The sequence below is a fragment of the Stutzerimonas sp. genome (assembly GCF_982611455.1).
Map to the genome: position 1 here is coordinate 1 of NZ_CEXBBO010000053.1, position 18099 is coordinate 18099.

General features: G+C 54.7%; 12 protein-coding genes and 4 pseudogenes. 8 read left to right on the forward strand and 8 right to left on the reverse strand.

What is annotated here, in order from left to right:
• Together AC2LD7_RS20570 and tnpC are read left to right on the forward strand one after the other, a co-directional pair.
• Positions 1–2904: Tn3 family transposase (locus AC2LD7_RS20570; RefSeq protein WP_484599503.1), on the forward strand; the 2904-nt coding region annotated here is incomplete at its 5' end.
• The gene (gene tnpC, locus AC2LD7_RS20575) at positions 2901–3263 is read left to right on the forward strand and encodes a Tn3 family transposase post-transcriptional regulator TnpC (protein ID WP_484599504.1); all 363 of its coding nucleotides are present in this window, start codon (positions 2901–2903) and stop codon (positions 3261–3263) included. The genes AC2LD7_RS20570 and tnpC, both read left to right, overlap by 4 nt.
• Before the next feature lie 25 nt (positions 3264–3288).
• On the opposite strand, the pseudogene AC2LD7_RS20580 reads toward tnpC, so the two are convergent.
• Positions 3289–3709, reverse strand: a pseudogene (locus AC2LD7_RS20580) (arsenic resistance protein); the annotation flags it as partial.
• Between the two features lie 55 nt (positions 3710–3764).
• On the opposite strand from AC2LD7_RS20580, the gene AC2LD7_RS20585 reads away from it, so the two are divergent.
• Positions 3765–4166 carry a methyltransferase family protein gene (locus AC2LD7_RS20585; RefSeq protein ID WP_484599505.1) on the forward strand — a complete coding sequence of 134 codons (402 nt, stop codon included), beginning with the start codon at positions 3765–3767 and terminating at the stop codon, positions 4164–4166.
• Positions 4167–4381: 215 nt separating this feature from the next.
• On the opposite strand, the gene AC2LD7_RS20590 is transcribed toward AC2LD7_RS20585, so the two are convergent.
• Positions 4382–5302: a cation diffusion facilitator family transporter gene (locus AC2LD7_RS20590; protein ID WP_484599506.1), complete on the reverse strand. Its 921-nt coding sequence runs from the start codon at positions 5300–5302 to the stop codon at positions 4382–4384.
• A gap of 484 nt (positions 5303–5786) precedes the next feature.
• Here AC2LD7_RS20590 and AC2LD7_RS20595 point away from each other — a divergent pair, with 484 nt between their 5' ends.
• Positions 5787–6017, forward strand: a complete 231-nt coding sequence (locus AC2LD7_RS20595) for a hypothetical protein (protein ID WP_484599507.1) — start codon at positions 5787–5789, stop codon at positions 6015–6017.
• A gap of 148 nt (positions 6018–6165) precedes the next feature.
• Here the strand turns inward: AC2LD7_RS20595 and AC2LD7_RS20600 are convergent.
• The 4 genes and pseudogenes from AC2LD7_RS20600 to AC2LD7_RS20615 all read right to left on the reverse strand — a co-directional run.
• A pseudogene (locus AC2LD7_RS20600) lies at positions 6166–6354 on the reverse strand (IS3 family transposase); the annotation flags it as partial.
• A 260-nt stretch (positions 6355–6614) separates the two neighbouring features.
• On the reverse strand, positions 6615–9785 hold the full coding sequence (locus tag AC2LD7_RS20605; protein WP_484599508.1) for an efflux RND transporter permease subunit: 3171 nt from the start codon (positions 9783–9785) through the stop codon (positions 6615–6617).
• Positions 9786–9802: 17 nt separating this feature from the next.
• Positions 9803–11149: an efflux RND transporter periplasmic adaptor subunit gene (locus tag AC2LD7_RS20610; protein ID WP_341709122.1), complete on the reverse strand. Its 1347-nt coding sequence runs from the start codon at positions 11147–11149 to the stop codon at positions 9803–9805.
• Between the two features lie 9 nt (positions 11150–11158).
• Positions 11159–12466, reverse strand: coding sequence for a TolC family protein (locus tag AC2LD7_RS20615; RefSeq protein ID WP_484599509.1), 1308 nt, complete (start codon positions 12464–12466; stop codon positions 11159–11161).
• An 830-nt stretch (positions 12467–13296) separates the two neighbouring features.
• Here AC2LD7_RS20615 and AC2LD7_RS20620 point away from each other — a divergent pair.
• From AC2LD7_RS20620 to AC2LD7_RS20635, 4 genes and pseudogenes are all read left to right on the forward strand, one after another.
• Complete coding sequence (locus AC2LD7_RS20620; RefSeq protein WP_484599510.1) at positions 13297–14616, forward strand: OprD family porin; 1320 nt, start codon at positions 13297–13299, stop codon at positions 14614–14616.
• A 321-nt stretch (positions 14617–14937) separates the two neighbouring features.
• Positions 14938–15612, forward strand: coding sequence for a heavy metal response regulator transcription factor (locus tag AC2LD7_RS20625; protein ID WP_484599511.1), 675 nt, complete (start codon positions 14938–14940; stop codon positions 15610–15612).
• Entirely contained in the window at positions 15609–16982 is a 1374-nt protein-coding gene (locus AC2LD7_RS20630) for a heavy metal sensor histidine kinase (RefSeq protein ID WP_484599512.1), read from the forward strand. Before AC2LD7_RS20625 ends, AC2LD7_RS20630 begins: the two co-directional genes overlap by 4 nt.
• Before the next feature lie 35 nt (positions 16983–17017).
• A pseudogene (locus AC2LD7_RS20635) lies at positions 17018–17409 on the forward strand (cation efflux transmembrane domain-containing protein); the annotation flags it as partial.
• Positions 17410–17581: 172 nt separating this feature from the next.
• On the opposite strand, the pseudogene AC2LD7_RS20640 reads toward AC2LD7_RS20635, so the two are convergent.
• Together AC2LD7_RS20640 and AC2LD7_RS20645 are read right to left on the reverse strand one after the other, a co-directional pair.
• Positions 17582–17740, reverse strand: a pseudogene (locus tag AC2LD7_RS20640) (arsenic resistance protein); the annotation flags it as partial.
• A gap of 30 nt (positions 17741–17770) precedes the next feature.
• On the reverse strand, positions 17771–18099 hold a 329-nt coding region (locus AC2LD7_RS20645), incomplete at its 5' end, for an HAD family hydrolase (RefSeq protein WP_484599513.1).

The window sequence follows — 18099 nt, forward strand, 5'->3', positions numbered from 1 at the left end:
AAGTCCAAGGCCCCCTTTCACCTCAATCTCGCCGTTCTTCTCAAGACCTTTCAGGTGCTCCGATATTTTCCTGATGTCACCGACGTCCCTGGTCAACTGGTGGACTTCATTCGCGGAGAGTTAGGTCAGCGTAGCAAGGTGAAACTCGCGGAATACAAGTGGTTCCAGCAATATCGCCACATGAACGCGATCCGAGCTCGCCTCGGTGTGACGGCATTCTACGGCTCCGATGCCATGGAGATCGCCGAGCGGCATGCCAAAGCGATGTCGTTTGTGCTTGACCAGCGCGCCGACATCATCAACTCCGTAATCGAAGAGCTGATCCGCCAAGATTATGAGCTCCCTGCGTACTCGGCTCTAAATGATCTCGCTGAGCGAATTCATGCCGAATCCCAAGAGGCAATATTCAACCTCGTAGTAACCAGAACGCCAGTCGAGGTGATCCACAAGCTAAAGGATCTGCTCGACACTGACTTCGGCCGACGCCAGAGTGACTTCAATACGCTGAAGCAGTCACCCAAGAAGCCATCTCGCAAGCACCTGGAGGTGCTGATCGACCACTTGGCCTGGCTAGAGAGTTTCGGGGATCTGGAGGCCATTTTTGAGGGGATCGTCGATGCCAAGATTCGCCACTTTGCTGCCCAAGCCGCTGCGTCGGACGTCGCCGAGCTGAAGGACTGCTCGCTGCCGAAGCGCTACACGCTGATGCTGGCCTTGATCTACCGCATGCGCGTACGGACCCGTGATCACCTGGCCGAGATGTTCATCCGGCGGATTTCGACGATCCATAAACGCGCCAAGGAGGAGTTGGAGCAAATCCAGGCGCGGCAACGCCAGAAGCTGGAGCAGTTGGCGGCGACCCTGGATGGCGTGGTGCAGATTCTCGTTCAAGAACCGGATGACCAGGAGGCTGGCAGTCTAATTCGGGAGTACCTCTCCCCCGGTGGCAATCTGGATCGGTTGCGTGAGACATGCGCCGAAGTACAGGCTACCGGCGGTAATAACTACCTGCCGCTGATCTGGAAGCACTTCAAGTCCCATCGCTCGTTATTGTTCCGTCTAAGCCACCTTCTCCAACTGGAGCCCACGACTCAGGATCGATCGCTGGTTCAGGCTCTTCAACTGATCCAGGACAGCGAGAATCTACACCGCGAATGGATCGACGAGCACATCGACTTGTCGTTTGCGTCGGAGCGCTGGGTCAAGGTCGTTCGTCGTCCTGCCAGTGAGGGGCCACCGACCAACCGGCGCTATTTAGAAGTCTGCGTGTTCTCCTACCTGGCCAGCGAGCTGCGATCAGGTGACATGTGTGTACAGGGGTCGGAATCCTTCGCCGACTACCGCAAGCAGCTGCTGCCTTGGGAAGAATGCCTGCAGCGACTACCGGCCTACTGCGAAAAGGTCGGGCTGCCAGGCACGGCCAAGGAGTTTGTTGCCTCCCTCAAGACTCAGCTGGAGGAAACCGCGCAACAACTGGACGACAAATTCCCATCTTGCCGAGGGGACGTATCGATTAACGAAGCCGGAGAACCGGTGTTGCGCCGAGTAACGGCGCGGGACATCCCACCATCGGCCATCTCACTACAGACGGCGCTTATGCAGCGCATGCCGGCCAGGCACGTGCTCGACATTATGGCCAACATCGAGCATTGGATTCAGTTCACGCGGCATTTCGGTCCCATGTCCGGTAACGAGCCGAAGCTCAAAGAGCCTGCCGAGCGCTATCTGATGACCATCTTCGCCATGGGCTGCAATCTCGGCCCCAACCAGGCCGCGCGGCATCTGGCCGGCAATGTCACGCCACATATGCTGTCCTATACGAATCGCCGCCACCTATCACTGGAGAAGTTGGACAAGGCCAACCGCGAGCTGGTGGAGCTCTATCTGCATCTTGATCTGCCTAAGCTCTGGGGCGATGGCAAGGCGGTGGCTGCGGACGGCACGCAGTTCGACTTCTATGATGACAACCTGCTGGCCGGCTATCACTTCCGCTACCGCAAGATGGGTGCCGTGGCCTATCGGCACGTGGCCAACAACTACATCGCTGTGTTCCAGCACTTCATCCCACCTGGCATCTGGGAGGCGATTTACGTAATTGAGGGGCTGCTTAAGACTGATCTGAGTGTCGAGGCAGACACTGTGTATTCAGATACTCAGGGGCAATCGGCGACCGTCTTTGCCTTCACCCATCTGCTGGGCATCAACCTGATGCCGCGCATACGCAACTGGCGTGACCTGGTGATGTGCCGGCCGGATCGCGGCGCGTCTTACAAGCATATCAACCGCCTGTTCACCGACACTGCCGACTGGCATTTGATCGAAACTCACTGGCAAGATCTGATGCAGGTCGCGCTGTCCATCCAGGCCGGCAAAATCTCCTCGCCTATGCTGCTGCGAAAACTCGGCTCCTACAGCCGGCGCAACAAGCTCTACCACGCCGCCCAGGCACTGGGCAGCGTGATCCGCACGATTTTCCTGCTCAACTGGATCGGTAGCCGCGAGTTGCGCCAGGAAGTCACTGCGAACACCAATAAAATCGAGTCCTACAACGGTTTCTCGAAGTGGCTTTCGTTCGGTGGCGACGTGATTGCTGAGAACGATCCGGACGAACAGCAAAAACGTCTGCGCTACAACGACATGGTGGCCTCATCGGTGATCCTGCAGAACACTGTGGATATGATGCGCATTCTGCAGAAATTGGCCCGAGAGGGTTGGCAATTCACCGACGAGGACGTGTCCTTCCTCAGCCCCTACCAGACCAGCAACGTCAAGCGCTTCGGCGAATTCAACCTCAAGCTCAACCGGCCACCGGAGCCCTGGATCAAGGACTCGGTGTTTCAACAAGCTGCCGGCTCGCTGCGGGTGATCACACCTCGCCAGCTAGATACCGAGAAAACCACATGATCAATGTTCCTCCCCCATCCTTTCGCGTTACGCCGTACGGCGAAGTCGATGCGGTGGCGTTGGAAAACCTGCGCGCCGCCTTCGACACCTCTCAATTGCTCTGGCTGGCTGATCGATTGGATGCCTGCTTGCTGGAACTGGGCGGAACCACCGCCATCCGCGACGAGCTGCTGAGATTGCATGCGATGGCTCTGACGATAGTTGAGGGCATCGCTCTTACAGTGCCTGCCGAGAATGCTTGTATCTGGGCAGAGGCCGAATCTCTACAGATGGATCTTGAAGCGCTGGTTTCCTGGGCTCGCACTGCTCAGCTCCTCCTTGCGCCGCTTCTAAATCTCGCACCAACCCACGAGGCATGAGCACTCTGGACGATTTCGACAAGACTCAGCTGTTCCTGACCATGGATAGGATCGCCGGTAAATGGATCACCTCAGCAATCAGCTCTACGAGTGGGTGATCACAGCCGCTGCAGCCAGCTCGCGAATGGACTCCGGGAGCGCTAGGGCCAGGGGAAGCACTACAAGCGAGTTGCGAGTGCCTGAGCTAAAGGCCACTGCCCGTGCGGCAGATACCTCCAAACCAAATAGCCGGGAGCTGAGTACGCCGAGGGCGGGAGCGAGTAATAGAAACATAGAAACGCTCCGTATACCGGAAGCAACGGCGCCAGGATGTCGAGTTGGTACACGACGGCCGCGATCTGCGAACCTACCACCACGATTAGAACCAGGGCCATTGCAGGTACTTGCAGCCAAGCCCAGCCTGCGCTCCATGCGCGAACCAGCAAAGATCGGCGCCCGCCAAATTCCGCGCTGGAAAACCGCGTGCCATCGCTGCTCGTGGCGGGCCTGATCGCGGTGCTGATGGGTTTGTCGGGAACCAAATTGCCGGGTTTCGAACTGGCATGGACCGCGCGCCTGACCTTCGCTTTGCCGGTACTGCTCCTGGGGCTCGGCGTGTGCCTCGCCGGCGTCCTGTCGTTTCGCCGCGCGCGTACTACGGTTAATCCATTGCAGCCGCAGCAGGCTTCGGCATTAGTGGAGGCTGGCATCTACCGGTACAGCCGCAACCCCATGTACTTAGGCTTTGCCATTATTCTGGCGGCTTGGGCGCTGGTCTTGGCTTCGCCTCTAACCCTGCTTGGCGTGGTTGCTTTCGTGCTGTACATGAACCGTTTCCAGATCACACCCGAAGAGTGGGCGCTGGAAGCACTGTTCGGCGAATCATTCGCCCGCTACCGTGCACGAGTCCGCCGTTGGCTCTGAGCGTCGGCGGCGGTAGCGACTGGCGGGGCTTACTCGTCGCGGCAGCCTGCTGAAGGTGCCACGACCTAGCCTGATCTCCTCGTGGCGAGCTACTTTGGCCACATGCCGTTAGCATTTCTAAGGTCAAGGGCATAGCGCCAACGAGTGCCGCACGCGAATTCGCTCCGTTGATATCGAGCTAACTGTCAGGTGACAGCGGTAAAAGCAAAGCCGGCTTATGCTTCGCTGCGATGATTGTCGGCCTGCCTGGTGTCGATACAAACACTGCCGTCTAGCTCCATTTCAAGTGTCGAGTGGCTGACTTTGAATTGCTCATGGAGTACTCGTTTTAAATCGTTCTTCACTCGTTCGATATCAGGCAGACTAGCCTTCTTTATGACAACGTGGGCTTCCAATGCAATTGTATGTTCCGCGATTTCCCAAACATGTACGTGGTGAACACTCTCAACGTCGTCTACCTGCTCCATGACATTGGTTATATCAGCGATGGAAACTCCTTCTGGTGCGCCCTCCATTAGCAAGTGAATGGTTTTAGGTAGCATGCTAAACCCCTGCCACAGCACGTAACCAGCAATCATCAATGTCACTACAGTATCCGTCCAGTACCAGCCGTACAGAAGAATCAATGTCCCGGCGACAACAACGCCGACGGAGGCTAGTGCATCCGATACATTATGCAGGAATGCCGCCTTTATATTCATGCTATCCTTAGACATTGTGTAGGTGAGCAAGGCCGTGGCGATATCTACAATCAAGGCTATTCCCGCCACCACGACCACTGTCCATCCTTCAATGGGCTGTGGGGAAAAAAACCGACCTATAGCTTCGTAGATGAGGTAGAGACCAATGATAATCAACGTGACCAAGTTGATTAAGGCCGCTATGGTTTCACTGCGTCGGTAGCCGAAGGTTTTAAAAGCATCCGGCGGCCTGCGACCGATCTTACGCGCGATTAGCGCAATAACCAGTGATGCGGCATCGCTCAAATTATGTAGCGCGTCAGCTATAAGCGATAAACTGCCAGAAAGTATTCCGCCAACTACTTGGGCCAGAGTTAGCACAGCATTAACGCCAATGGCAGCGATTAAACGCTTATCGCCTATGGCTTCGGTGTTATGGTTATGTTCGTGAGCCATTGGTTTTTAACCGTCCTTAAAATAACGTAAGACAAGGATAGGAAGCCCAAAAAAAGTAATAGATAAATACTAGCGCCTATACCATCTGGCCTTCCAAACCACACTGACAGAAAATTCGACCACTTTCGAGCGAGTTCGTGCGTTATCGCCTTCAACTTGCCGATAGCTGGCCGGTCCCTCGTAAACGTTAAACGACATTGCTCGCTAAGGATATAGATTATGCGGCGCCATAATCCGAAGATGACAAAATTGTAATCTTCCAATAATTCTTTTTTAGGCTAAAGCCCTTTGCAGATTGGTGCGCCTCGGTGCTGAAATGGCGAAGCAAGGCGCTCATGTCACTGCGCAATGGAAGCATACATTTCAATAATGTAATGCTTGGTTCATGCTACTGTTAGCTTCAGTCACGCAAAATTCATTCGAACCTGTAGAGCTCACCGAGAAAGCTCAGCAAGCCACCTTTGAATTTAGCGAGGACTGCCCTATGAATCTGTTGAAAGCTATTGTTGTTGGTTTGGTAATCTTCGGCTCCGCATCGTCTTATGCAGGAGATGGCTACGACCGTTCAATGAAGTTTAATGAAAAATTCCGAGCAGATCAAAAGCGAATTCACGGAGCCGAATCCGACGAAAAAAAAGCAGGCGAGTTGAAGGTTAATGATATTCGCCAGGATCAGAACAACGCGGAGATCAAGAAAGAAACCAAAGCTGACTAACCGCTTTATATCCGAACGATATCCGCCGCCGGCAGCTTCCAAGCTCCGTTGGAAGCAGTTGTACTCTAAGCGCCCTTCGGGGCGCTTTTTTGTTTCCATCACTTGCACGCAGAATCGCTACCAGCGAATCGCCCCGGTCTGTTTGTTATTAGCGTTCGCAAGGAGCATATCCGATTGGGCTGAACAGACGCTGGTGGCCTACAACGCATCCATGTCGGGGGTCGCCATCTCAACGGCCTCGCGGTTCGTCCATGATTGAAGGTGTCAGCTCGGTCTTGTACAGCCTGCTGGTCATTCCAGCCAGGGCGTTGTCGTAGCTATCCCCCTTGCTGCCAACCAGGGCAGGTCAGCCGCTGCTTGCATTATCCTTCGTCAGCTCACCTTGGGTGAAAGCCATCAGGTCGAGAAGGCGTATGTAGCGCAAGTCATACGCACTAAGCGCTGAGCAAGTTTCTTATTTACCGCTTAGATGCATCAGACTGCGCCACAAAGGCTGTGCTGTCCGCTGCGCCGCTAATGAAACTGCGCTCCGATAATTAACGCGCCCCGTTCTCGCTAGCTAGCAAGAACGGGGCGTTGTGTGCCGCCATCCAATCTCTAGCTTGTTCTGTCAGCGGCCAGCGCGATTTCTTGCTCCTCCAATTCGTCTTCGCGCCGATGAGCCAGTTGGTAGAGCAACGGCAGTACCAATAGCGTTAGCACCGTTGAGGAGAGAATCCCCCCGATCACCACCGTCGCAAGGGGGCGCTGTACCTCTGCACCGGTACCCACATTCAAGGCCATTGGAACGAACCCGAGTGAAGCCACCAAGGCTGTCATCAATACCGGCCGTAGCCGGGTCAGAGCGCCCTCGCGGATCGCGGTGTCCAGAGGTAAACCTTGCTCCCGTAGGCTACGGATGAAGGAGATCATTACCAGGCCATTTAGAACGGCGACGCCTGACAGAGCAATAAAGCCAACTCCTGCTGAAATGGACAACGGGATATCTCTCAGCCACAGCGCAACAATGCCTCCGGTGAGCGCAAATGGAATCCCTGTAAAGACCAACAAGCCGTCTTTGACATTGTTGAACATCATGAAAAGCAGAATGAACACCAGGAGCAGCGCCACGGGGACGACAATCTGCAGCCGCTTCGTTGCCGATTCAAGCTGCTCAAAAGTACCGCCCCAGTCGATCCAATAACCTGCCGGGATATCTACCTGGGCCTGGATTTTCTGTTCTGCCTCAGATACGAATGATCCAATGTCCCGGCCACGGACGTTTGCACTGACGACAATTCGCCGTTTCCCTTCCTCTCTGCTGATCTGATTCGGGCCGGGGGCTAAATCTAGCGTGGCCACCTCGCCGAGGGGGATATAACTTATCGCGCTGTTTAATTCCCTTGGAAGGGCAATTGGAAGCCTCTCAATTGCGGCGAGATCGCTTCGTATCTCGTCCGGTAAACGAACTACGATATCGAAACGCCGGTCTCCTTGAAACAAGGTGCCTGCCTCTCGGCCCCCGATGGCTACTGCAACCGCTTGCTGTACAGTATCTAAACTCAGGCCGTATCGTGCGATTTGATCGCGATCGATATCAATCGTGAGCATAGGAAGGCCAGTCGTTTGCTCGACCGTAACCTCGGAGGCGCCTGGTACTTGTCCTAGCACCTCGGACACTTCCGCCGCCGTGCTGTTAAGAACGTCCATGTCATCGCCGTAGATTTTCACGGCTACAGCGGCACGAACACCGGAAATCAACTCGTTGAAACGCAGCTGAATAGGCTGGGAAAACTCGTAGTTATTGCCCGGTAACTCAGCGGCGGATGCTTGGACCTCGCTTAAGAGCTCGTCGCGCGGCTTGCCTGGATCCGGCCACTGTTCTTGAGGCTTCAGCATGACGTAGCCGTCGGAAATGTTTGGTGGCATGGCATCGGCTGCTACCTCCGCAGTGCCTGTACGCGCAAAAATCCGCTCGATCTCCGGAAACTCATCCATAAGCTTTCGTTCCAGCTGCTGCTGCATCTCTAAAGACTGACTAAGACTGGTAGCAGGTACACGAAGAGCTTGGATAGCGAAGTCTCCTTCATTGAGGCTAGGCACGAACTCACTGCCCATACGTGCCCCTACGAGGCCGGAAAGTACAACTGCAACTACGGCAAAGGTGAGCACTACTGGCTTGTTGGCCATCACCGCATCGAAAGCAGGTGCGTAGGCCCGTTTAGCATTGCGGATTAGAAAGTTTTCCTTCTCTGTAACACGCTTGCCGATAAAGAGCGCAACGGCTGCCGGGACGAACGTCACCGAGAGAATCATCGCCCCGAATAGCGCTGTCACTACGGTAAACGCCATGGGCGTGAACATCTTACCTTCTACCCCTGTAAGGGCGAATATCGGCAGATATACGATCATAATGATCAGCTGCCCATAGAGTAGAGGCCGACGCACTTCCTTTGCCGCAGCGAACACTTCATGAAGCCGTTCGGACAGCGTTAATGCCCGCCCGTGATGGGACTGAGCGTGAGCAAGTCGACGCACGCAGTTCTCAACAATCACCACGGCACCATCGATAATGATGCCGAAATCCAATGCGCCTAAGCTCATCAGGTTGGCGCTGACCTCGTTGGCTACCATGCCGGTGAACGTAAAGAGCATCGCCAGCGGTATAACAAGTGCGGTTAGGATCGCCGCCCGAATATTGCCCAAGAAGAGAAAAAGTATAACCACAACAAGAATGGCACCCTCAGTGAGGTTCTTCTTAACGGTGGATATAGCTTTGTCTACGAGTACAGTTCTATCGTAGACAGTAATCGCCTTTACGCCCTCTGGAAGCGAAAGGTTTATCTCTTTCATCTTGTCATCGACAGCCCTAGAAACTACCCGGCTATTTTCACCGATAAGCATGAAAGCCGTACCTAGCACCACTTCGCGGCCATTCTCGGTAGCTGCGCCAGTACGGAGCTCCTTTCCAACCTCGACCGTCGCAACGTCGCGGATACGTACTGGGGTACCGTCAACGTTGCTAATAAGGGTATTGCGGATGTCCTCTACTGACTGCATTTGTCCTGGAGCACGAACAAGATACTGCTCGCCTCGTTTTTCAATATACCCGGCACCTAGATTGTTATTGTTTTTCTCAACCGCCTCGATCAGATCCTGTAGTGTCAGTCCAAACGACCGCAAAGTGTCTGGATTGGGGGCGATCTGATATTCCTTTGCATATCCTCCGATCGTATTGATCTCAGTAACACCTGGCACATTACGGACTTGCGGTTTGATGATCCAATCTTGAATCTCACGCAAGTCAGTAGGGGTATAAGGCGTACCGTCCGATTTGGTGGCACCTTCCTCAGCTTCAACCGTCCAAAAATAGATTTCGCCAAGCCCTGTGGAAATAGGGCCAAGTGTTGGAGTGACGCCATCTGGGAGCTGATCTTTGGCCCCTCCCAGGCGCTCGTTCACAAGTTGGCGGGCAAAATAGATGTCAGTGCCTTCCTCAAAAATAACTGTGATCTGAGAAAGTCCATATCGAGACAAGGATCGTGTCTGCTCGAGCTTGGGCAGCCCAGCCATTACCGTCTCGAGCGGGTAGGTAATACGCTGCTCCACTTCCAGCGGGGAATAACCTGGCGCCGCAGTGTTGATTTGCACCTGTACGTTGGTGATATCCGGGACAGCATCGATAGGCAGCTTTTGGTAGCTGTAAGCTCCTAACGCTGCCATGCCAAGCACGGCTAGCATAACCAACCAGCGATGCTCGATAGAAAAACGAATGATACGTTCGAACACGATTCTATAACTCCGTATCAGTGAGCATGCGAGGCGCTGGCTTTGCCAAGCTCGGACTTGATGATGAAGCTGTTATCCAAGGCATAGCGCGCTCCGGCCTGGAGGCCTTCCTTGATTTCGACCGCTTCACTATCGCTGCGGCCACTCACGATTGGCTGAGCAGCAAAGCCATGGTCGGTCCGTACAAACACCACCGGCTTTTCTTCCAATGTGTGGATCGCATCAGGACTTACTGCGACTGGCACGGATGCTTCGCCAGCGCCTACCTGCACTTTGACGAACAGGCCGGGGCGCCAAACCCCTTCAGGGTTGGGAAGTGTGACCCGGGCGGTAGCGGCGCGGCTTTGCTGACCAACAAGTGAGCCGACATAAGAAACGGTGCCATTGGCACTGGACTCGAATGCTGTGGCTTCGATAACCGCGTTGCTGCCGACTCGTACCGCGCTGAGTGCATTGGCAGGAACGCTGATATCTGCCCAAACGGTAGAAAGATCGGAAATGATGAATATCTGGTCATCGGTATTGACTGACTCACCGAGAGTGATGTCCTTCTCAACGATCATCCCATCGAACGGCGCCCTGAGTTCGTAGCGGCTCAATGCGTCTGGCTTGCCAGCATCACTGCCAAGCGCTTGTAGCTGTGCTTTTGCATTCGCAACAGTCAGCTCTGCTTCCCGTAGAGCCTGTTGTGCCTGTAAATAATCCTGTTCTGCGGAAATACGCTCTTCCCACAGCTCCTTTTCGCGTCGATAGGTTTTCTGAGCCAATGCAAGACGTTTTTGTGCCGCGTAGAACTCGCTTCTACGTTCCGACAGGTCAGTACTCGCGATCACAGCGAGTACTTGCCCCTGTTTCACCTGTTCGCCCAAATCGACTTTGACCGCTTCAACGACGCCTGAGAGACGAGGCACAACTTGCGCTGTGCGATCCTGGTTAAACGTAATTTCACCTGGCAGCTCGATTGCGCTTTGTATCTGTGCAGGCTGAGCGGTTGCCAGCGAGATGCCCGCGGCTAGGATTTGTGTCTCTGAGAGTTCTACCTCTGCTGTTTCAGTATGCTCCGCTCCCTCGGGCTCATCTTCATGCTCATCTTTCTCTGCCGCACCGACCTCGTGATCGCTATCGGCGCCTCCTTCATCATGGCCATGATCTCCTTCGGCTTCTGCATCCTCACCCGAATGCCCTTCATCCTCATGCTCCGATTCGTCACCATGCTCGCTATGTGCGTCGCCCGCATCGGGCACAGCTGGACTACTGCGAAGAAGCAATCCGCCAAGCATAAGTGCCACGCTTAATATGACGACGATCCAAAAAATCTGCTTCTTGTGAACAGCCAAGGAAGATGTGTTCGATTTACTTGTCATATGGATTCCTTATGGCTGAGTGGCCGAGGTGATAACGGCAGACCCATCGCTGACAATTCGCGAGATTTCTGCCGCCGCCTGGTTAGCTTGTGATAGCGCAGACAGATACTGAGATCGGGCTTGGAAAAGCGTGCGTTGAGCATCCAGTACGTCAAGGAACGTGAATTTTCCAAGTTCGAACCCCTTGCTGGCAGCTTCATAAGCGCTTTGGGCACTGGGGAGCATATCGTTGCGCAACAGTTCAAACTGCTGGCGAGCAGTGCGCAGCCGCATGTGCGCTTGGGAAAGTTCGCTTTTCAGGCGTATATGGACGGCGTTGAGCTCGTCCTGCGCCTGGTAGGCCCGTTCCTGCGCTGCTCCGATGTTGCCTTGGTTTCGATCAAACAACGGCAGGGGCATCGAGATACTCACCAATCCCAGCGTGCCGTTATATTCATCTGAGCGTTGGGCACCTACGCTAACCGTCACGTTAGAAAAGCGATTCGTCCTTTCCAGCTTTAACGCAGCCCGACGTCTTTCAGCCTCCCGACGCGCGCGGGTTAGTTGGGCGGAATCGTTCAAACGGCTATAAAGCTCAGCTAGCTCGGGAAGAGGAGGCACTGCCTCTGCCGGCTCTTTTACTCGCTCAAAGCGTGGCTGTGGATTTCCCCAGTTGGCCGCCAGCCGAGTGCGCGCAGCTTCGAGTTCAGCTGTGGCCCGGGCAAGCTCTACTTGCACTCCAGTAGCCGCAACCCGCGCCCGGGTTTCCTCTACGGGAGAAACCATGCCGGCCCTCACACGTCGATTGGCCACGTTCACTGCTTGCTTCGCAAGCTTTGAAGCAGCCTGAGCGAGCTCCAGCCGTTCTTGCGCAGTAAGCACATCGTAGTACGCGCCCATCACTGCCCCCCTCAGTCGAGCTTGGGCGTCCTGTAGGTCAGCAGCTGCTACGTCCAAGGCTCGTTGCGCCGCCTCAATACGAGCCGAACGTTTACCACCCAGCTCTATTTCTTGGCTCAGTTCAAGCGTGGTCTCCGGGGCATCGCCCCGGATTCCCTCCTGGCTAGCGGACAATATTGGATTCGGACGTGCTCCGGCTTGGCTAATTAATGCGCGAGAAGCAGCCAGCTCACGTCTTGCAACAGCCAGTTCAGGGCTTGCAGAGCTAGCGAGTTCCAAGGCGCGTAGAAAGCTTATGGATTCGACAGACTCAACGGGGAATGTATTTGACACACCGACAGGTAAGGTCTGTGTGAAGGTCGGCAACTCTAAAGGCTGCGCAGAGGCGAGGTTGCACGACAACATCGTCAACCCCAGCGGTAAAAGAACTTTTCGCACCGAAATCTCCTAGAAAAGGGAAGGTTCGGTGAGACGTCAGATACAGATAAATGGCGTCCTACTGGTTAATCTGGCGTCTCACCGGCTTTGCACCGATGCGCCAATTAGGTTTTTCAGGACGCCCGGCTTCAGCCGATGCGTAGCTAGCAGAAGAAAACGGTTTCAAGCTTATTGATAATACCGAACCAGGAGAAATCCCTTTCCTTATAAGCGGCTTGATATGGTCGCCATGAAAGACACAGTCTCCATCCAGACTGATTTTTTTTGCGGCTTTTGACGATCCTTCCTCGTCAGCACCCAGAGACTCGTGCGAATGTTCGTGATGTCCAAGATGATTTGCTGCCGAACCATCCTCATGTCTGCAGCTCGTGCTAACAACTGCCCATGATGATTGCAATGGGAACAGGGCTAGCAACAACAGCAGAACTATTTTTCTCATCCAAGGCAAAACGATGACTTCCTGGTTTAGATGTCGAATCCAATCATAGAGCTACCCCCGCCAAGACGCGGAACACAGCGCCGCTACTGCGACAGTGATTCGTCCTGGGTTTAGGACACAATACACGAAAGCGTTTTTATCAGCCTCGCCAAGCCGGGGAGATAACTGATGGCCATGGGGCTGACTTTAAAGAAGAGTGGATAACGACCGCGTGACCGCAACATTACAAATCTGTAATCGAGGATATGCGCGATTGCTTGCCTCTCAGATAACAAAATAGTAATTTGCCGCTAATCCTGCGGTCATCTGCAGGGAAGAACTTGCCTAAGCGCTAAAAAAAAGCGAAAGGCGTCATTTGAGCACTGACCTGCCGTACACCAGGAGCATCATCATGAGCAAAATGGCCGTTTTTTCACTAACAGCCCTTTCACTGGCATTGGGCAGCGCCCCGGTCTTTGCCCAATCGGAAACAGCGGAGGGCTTCATCGAAGGCAGCACGCTATCGCTGATAAATCGCAACTATTATTTCAATCGAGATTTTCGCGACGGTGAGAGTGCGACCGGCAATGGCTACTCTGAGGAGTGGGCGCACGGATTAATGGCCTTCTTCGAGTCCGGATATACTCAAGGCTCGGTGGGGGTCGGTGTCGACGCCTTCGCCATGCTCGGTCTCAAGCTCGATTCTGGATCAGGACGTTCCGGTGCTGGCGGAAGCGTCGATCTTCTCCCCTACAATAGCGCCGGCGATGCCGAGGATGACTTTTCTCGAGTGGGAGGGGCCGTGAAAGCACGGTTCTTGGACACCGAGATTAAAGCTGGTGATGTGTTCCCCACTACTCCCGTCGTGCACTTTGGTGACGCACGGCTGCTGCCGGAGTCTTTCAAGGGGTTCACCGTTGTGAACAACTCGCTGGACAGTCTTACGCTTGCGGCCGGGCGCCTACACGCGATGAGCCAGCCCAATACCAGCAACACGAACGATGACTTCGTCACGTTTTATGGCGGTGCCGTCGACGCCCCTTGGCTCGGCTACGCAGGCGGCGACTATAGCGTCAACGAAAATCTCAGTCTTAGCCTGTATACCAGCCGCCTTAAAGATGCATGGAATCAGCATTACTTTGGTGTATCGGCCACTTACCCGCTTTCTGATGTCGTCGCGCTGCTGGGCACCTTCAACTACTACAAGGCAACCGATGAAGGCCGCGAGCTGTTGGGCGAACTCAACAACAACATATGGAGCTCCAGCCTGGGTGTCGCCTTCGGCGCGCACACCGTCACGGCGTCGTATCAGCGAAACAACGGTAACAACGACTTTGACTACCTGCGCCAGGCGGACTCGATCTACCTGAACAACTCCATCCAGTACAGTGATTTCAACTCACCTAAAGAACAGTCCTGGATGCTGCGCTACGACCTGAACATGGCGGAGTACGGCATACCTGGGCTTACTTTCATGACCCGCTACGCCCGCGGTTGGGGCGCCGATTACAGCAACGCGAACGAGGTGTATATGCGCCAAGACGATAACGGTGCGCCACTGACGGGACAGAACCGCTGGGAACGCGACGTCGAAGCCCGCTACGTTGTACAGACTGGCTCTCTCAAGGATCTGTCACTGCGGGTGCGCCAAGCTACCACGCGGGCGACAGCTTTCGAGTCCGACCTCGATGAGGTCCGACTCATCGCCGAGTACCCTCTGTCGATCTTGTGAAACACCATGAGCAACACCACATCTTCTTTAGTTTTGCTCCCTTGGTTTGAAGATGTGTTTCAGGCGCCCATCAGGGCGCCTTTTTTGGTTTGGTGCACCCCCTCGCGCTGCGGGTCAACCAAATGACCGCAGATTACAAATTCACAAGATAGCCCTCACAGGGCTTTTACCGCGCTAAACTGCTTCCCGCTTCCTAGACGGATCTTTTCGCATTTGTGTTCACGCTAAAGCTAAGTCGCTTTCGTCTTGACCTTATAGTTACCACGTGGATCATTTTTGGTTCCGCTTGCCGCACACCGCCATCCCGAGTTACCTCAAAACATGCGCATCTTGGTTGTAGAAGACGAAATAAAAGCTGCGGAATACTTGCAGCAGGGACTTATCGAATCAGGTTACATGGTCGATCGAGCGACTGATGGGTTTGATGGACTTTACCTGGCGCTGCAAAACGACTATGACATTGTGCTACTTGATGTGAATCTGCCAACCATGGATGGATGGGAGGTGCTCGAACTCATCAGGAGGCGTAAGCAGACACGCATCATTATGCTGACAGCCAACGACCGCCTAGAGCAAAAAGTCCACTGCCTGGATCTCGGCGCCGACGACTATTTGGTAAAGCCGTTCCAGTTCCCCGAGCTGCTCGCTCGTATCCGGACACTGCTGCGGCGAGGCGAGGCGGTTTCAATCCCGAGCAGCGTGCGTGTAGGTGACCTAGAATTGGACCCGGGCCGGCATCGGGCCTACCGGAGCGGTCAACGTATCGATCTCACCAGCAAAGAATTTGCGTTATTGCATCTGCTCATGCGCCGAACTGGTGAAGTCCTGACGCGTACCGAAATCACTACCTTGGTCTGGGATATCAATTTCGACTGCGATACCAACGTGGTAGATGTCGCGATTCGCCGCCTGCGGATGAAGGTGGACGAACCCTTTGGCAATCGCCTGATACATACCATTCGCGGTGTGGGCTACGTGCTGGAGGCGCGGCCTTGAAGCCACTTAGCCTCGCATCGCGTCTTGCGCTCCAAATCACACTGACCGGCGCCGCTTTGGTCGCGCTGCTGATAGGGATGAACTACTGGGTACTGGTACGCCAATTAGAGTCGCGCGCCCAGGAGGAAGTAACGGACAAACTCGCGCAGATTGATCATGCACTCGCAGAGGATACCGAAGCCCGCATGGGCCGACCGTGGCAACATGCGCTGAGCGATACGGTGCTGGGCCATGACAACCTTTCGATTACCGTCATCGGCGATACGGAGAAATCACCGATTTTCAGTATCGGCCGGTTCGCCAATGCGCCGGAGCAGCTGGATCACGTGAACAGAGACGGTGAATATCTGGGCTGGACAACGAAAAATGGCGTGCAGATGCTAAGCGGGCGCAAGCAGATCCAGGTTCCGGGACTGGGCCTAATGACGCTTTTACTTTCGCAAGATCGCAGTGCAGATCAAAAGCTAGTGGATGCATTTCTGCGCTCGGCCTTAGTGACCGTGCCGATGCTGCTGATATTGATCGGGTTGGCTGGATGGCTGGTTGCAAATAACGGCTTGCGACCGCTTCGCAAGTTCCGAGCCTTGGCGACTAAGGTATCGACACAGGATCTATCACCCCGAATCCGCACCGATCGGCTTCCGCAAGAGCTCCAAGCATTGGCGCACAGCCTCAACGTAATGCTTCATCGACTCGATGACGGAGTTCAGCAACTGTCACAATTCTCGGACGATGTGGCTCATGAGTTGAAAACTCCGCTGAACAACCTGATAGGCAAGGCGCAGGTGACTTTGGTGCGTGAGCGAGGCAAGGAGCAGTATCGTGAAGTGATCGAGTCGTCAGTTGAAGAACTCGAACGCATGGATCGAATCGTGTCAGACATGCTGTTTCTTGCCCAGGCCAGCCACGCCAGCCCAGCACTGAAGCTCGAACCATTATCCTTGGGAAGCGAGGCGAGACGCGTATGTGAATACTTCGAAGTCCTTGCCGAAGAAGCGGGAGTCGCTACGACAGTAACGGGCGATGCCATGATTTTGGGAAATCGACTTATGGTCCAGCGGGCCATTTCCAACCTGCTATCCAACGCGCTGCGGCATTCGAATACTGGCAGCACGGTCGAACTTAAGATCCTTGAGGAGGACGTAGACATCGTCTCGCTGGCTGTCACCAATCATGGCGCGACTATCGAATCGGATCATCTCCCACATCTGTTCGACCGCTTTTACCGCGTTAACGGCATACAACCGCGCGGGGCAGGATTGGGGCTAGCGATTGTCCGTTCAGTGATGAACCTCCACAAAGGCCACGTGGCCGTCGCTAGCAAAGGCGGTCGGACCACATTCGAACTCACCTTTCCTCGGCACGCCTGATTCGAAAGTGACAGGCGTCCTACGGAACAAGTGATGCAGTTGGACGTAGCGTCAGTCTGCAGGTGCATGCTGCACACCATGCCGTGTTCTCCAGCTAATTTTGGCACTCGGCGTGCTCGTAGAGGTAATTAGGCGCTTTGTATTCGGTAGCGATCCCGAGTCGCTGATAATGATGGCCGTCGCGTTTCTGGCATTGCTCGCCAATACGGGCTGTCTGCTGCTTATTTCCAAACACAGGGAAGGTGGTGCTCACATGAAAGCGAGCTGGATATTCTCCGCCAATGATGTGGTCATCAACATGGGCGTTATAGTCGCCGGAGCGCTCGTCGCTTGGACTGGGTCCAACTACCCAGACCTGACTATCGGTACCGTTGTGGGATTCATCGTTCTCAACGGCGCTCGGCGTATTCTGGCGCTCAAGAGCTGAAGGAACGCCCGTTACAGAAAAAGGGTGTCGTCATGCCTGTAAGCCATCCGGGTCTAGCGGCGTTAGGTAAAAAACTGGCGACGCCGCCTTAGCCGTTAGCGGATGGTGGGTATTGGAGAACGCGGGCTTCAAAGGCCATCAGCGAGACGAAGCTGCATTGATCGGCTTTTCCTTAACGCTGTAGGCGGTAGCCCCGCTTACCCATCAGCTCTACGTATGTCTTAGTGATCACAGCCGCTACGGCCAGTGCGCGAACGGACTCTGGGAGCGCCAACGCCAGGGGGAGCACTACAAGCGAGTTGCGAGTGCCTGAGCTGAAGCCGATAGCTTGCGGTGGCCTCGATGTGTGCTAGTGCTATTTCTAGCGATAGCGCCCATGAACCAAAATATAGTCTGCAAATTCGCTCAGGCTAGCGAATCGCTCAGGGCCACTGATGGCACCGCGTTGGAGGTGGAAGCCATGCATTCCCAGCCTACCGGGACCGAGCACATCGGCCTCCAATGTATCGCCGATCATTGCAATTGAAGACGCTTTGCAATCCAATCGCTTTAGCAAGTGTTCGTAGATCGCTGGCTCCGGTTTGATCGCGCCCACATCGAAGCTCCAGGCATAGGCGTCGAACTCAGGCAGTAGCAACTTGGCAGGTATGGCATAGGGGGTAGCCAAGTTGGAGCACAGCGCCATTTTCA

Bases quoted from the DNA above. Each gene is read 5' to 3' on its own strand.
- AC2LD7_RS20620 (WP_484599510.1), top strand. From the start codon at position 13,297: ATGAGCAAAATGGCCGTTTTTTCACTAACAGCCCTTTCACTGGCATTG.
- AC2LD7_RS20590 (WP_484599506.1), bottom strand. From the start codon at position 5,302: ATGGCTCACGAACATAACCATAACACCGAAGCCATAGGCGATAAGCGT.
- AC2LD7_RS20585 (WP_484599505.1), top strand. From the start codon at position 3,765: ATGGGTTTGTCGGGAACCAAATTGCCGGGTTTCGAACTGGCATGGACC.
- tnpC (WP_484599504.1), top strand. From the start codon at position 2,901: ATGATCAATGTTCCTCCCCCATCCTTTCGCGTTACGCCGTACGGCGAA.
- AC2LD7_RS20595 (WP_484599507.1), top strand. From the start codon at position 5,787: ATGAATCTGTTGAAAGCTATTGTTGTTGGTTTGGTAATCTTCGGCTCC.
- AC2LD7_RS20625 (WP_484599511.1), top strand. From the start codon at position 14,938: ATGCGCATCTTGGTTGTAGAAGACGAAATAAAAGCTGCGGAATACTTG.
- AC2LD7_RS20610 (WP_341709122.1), bottom strand. From the start codon at position 11,149: ATGACAAGTAAATCGAACACATCTTCCTTGGCTGTTCACAAGAAGCAG.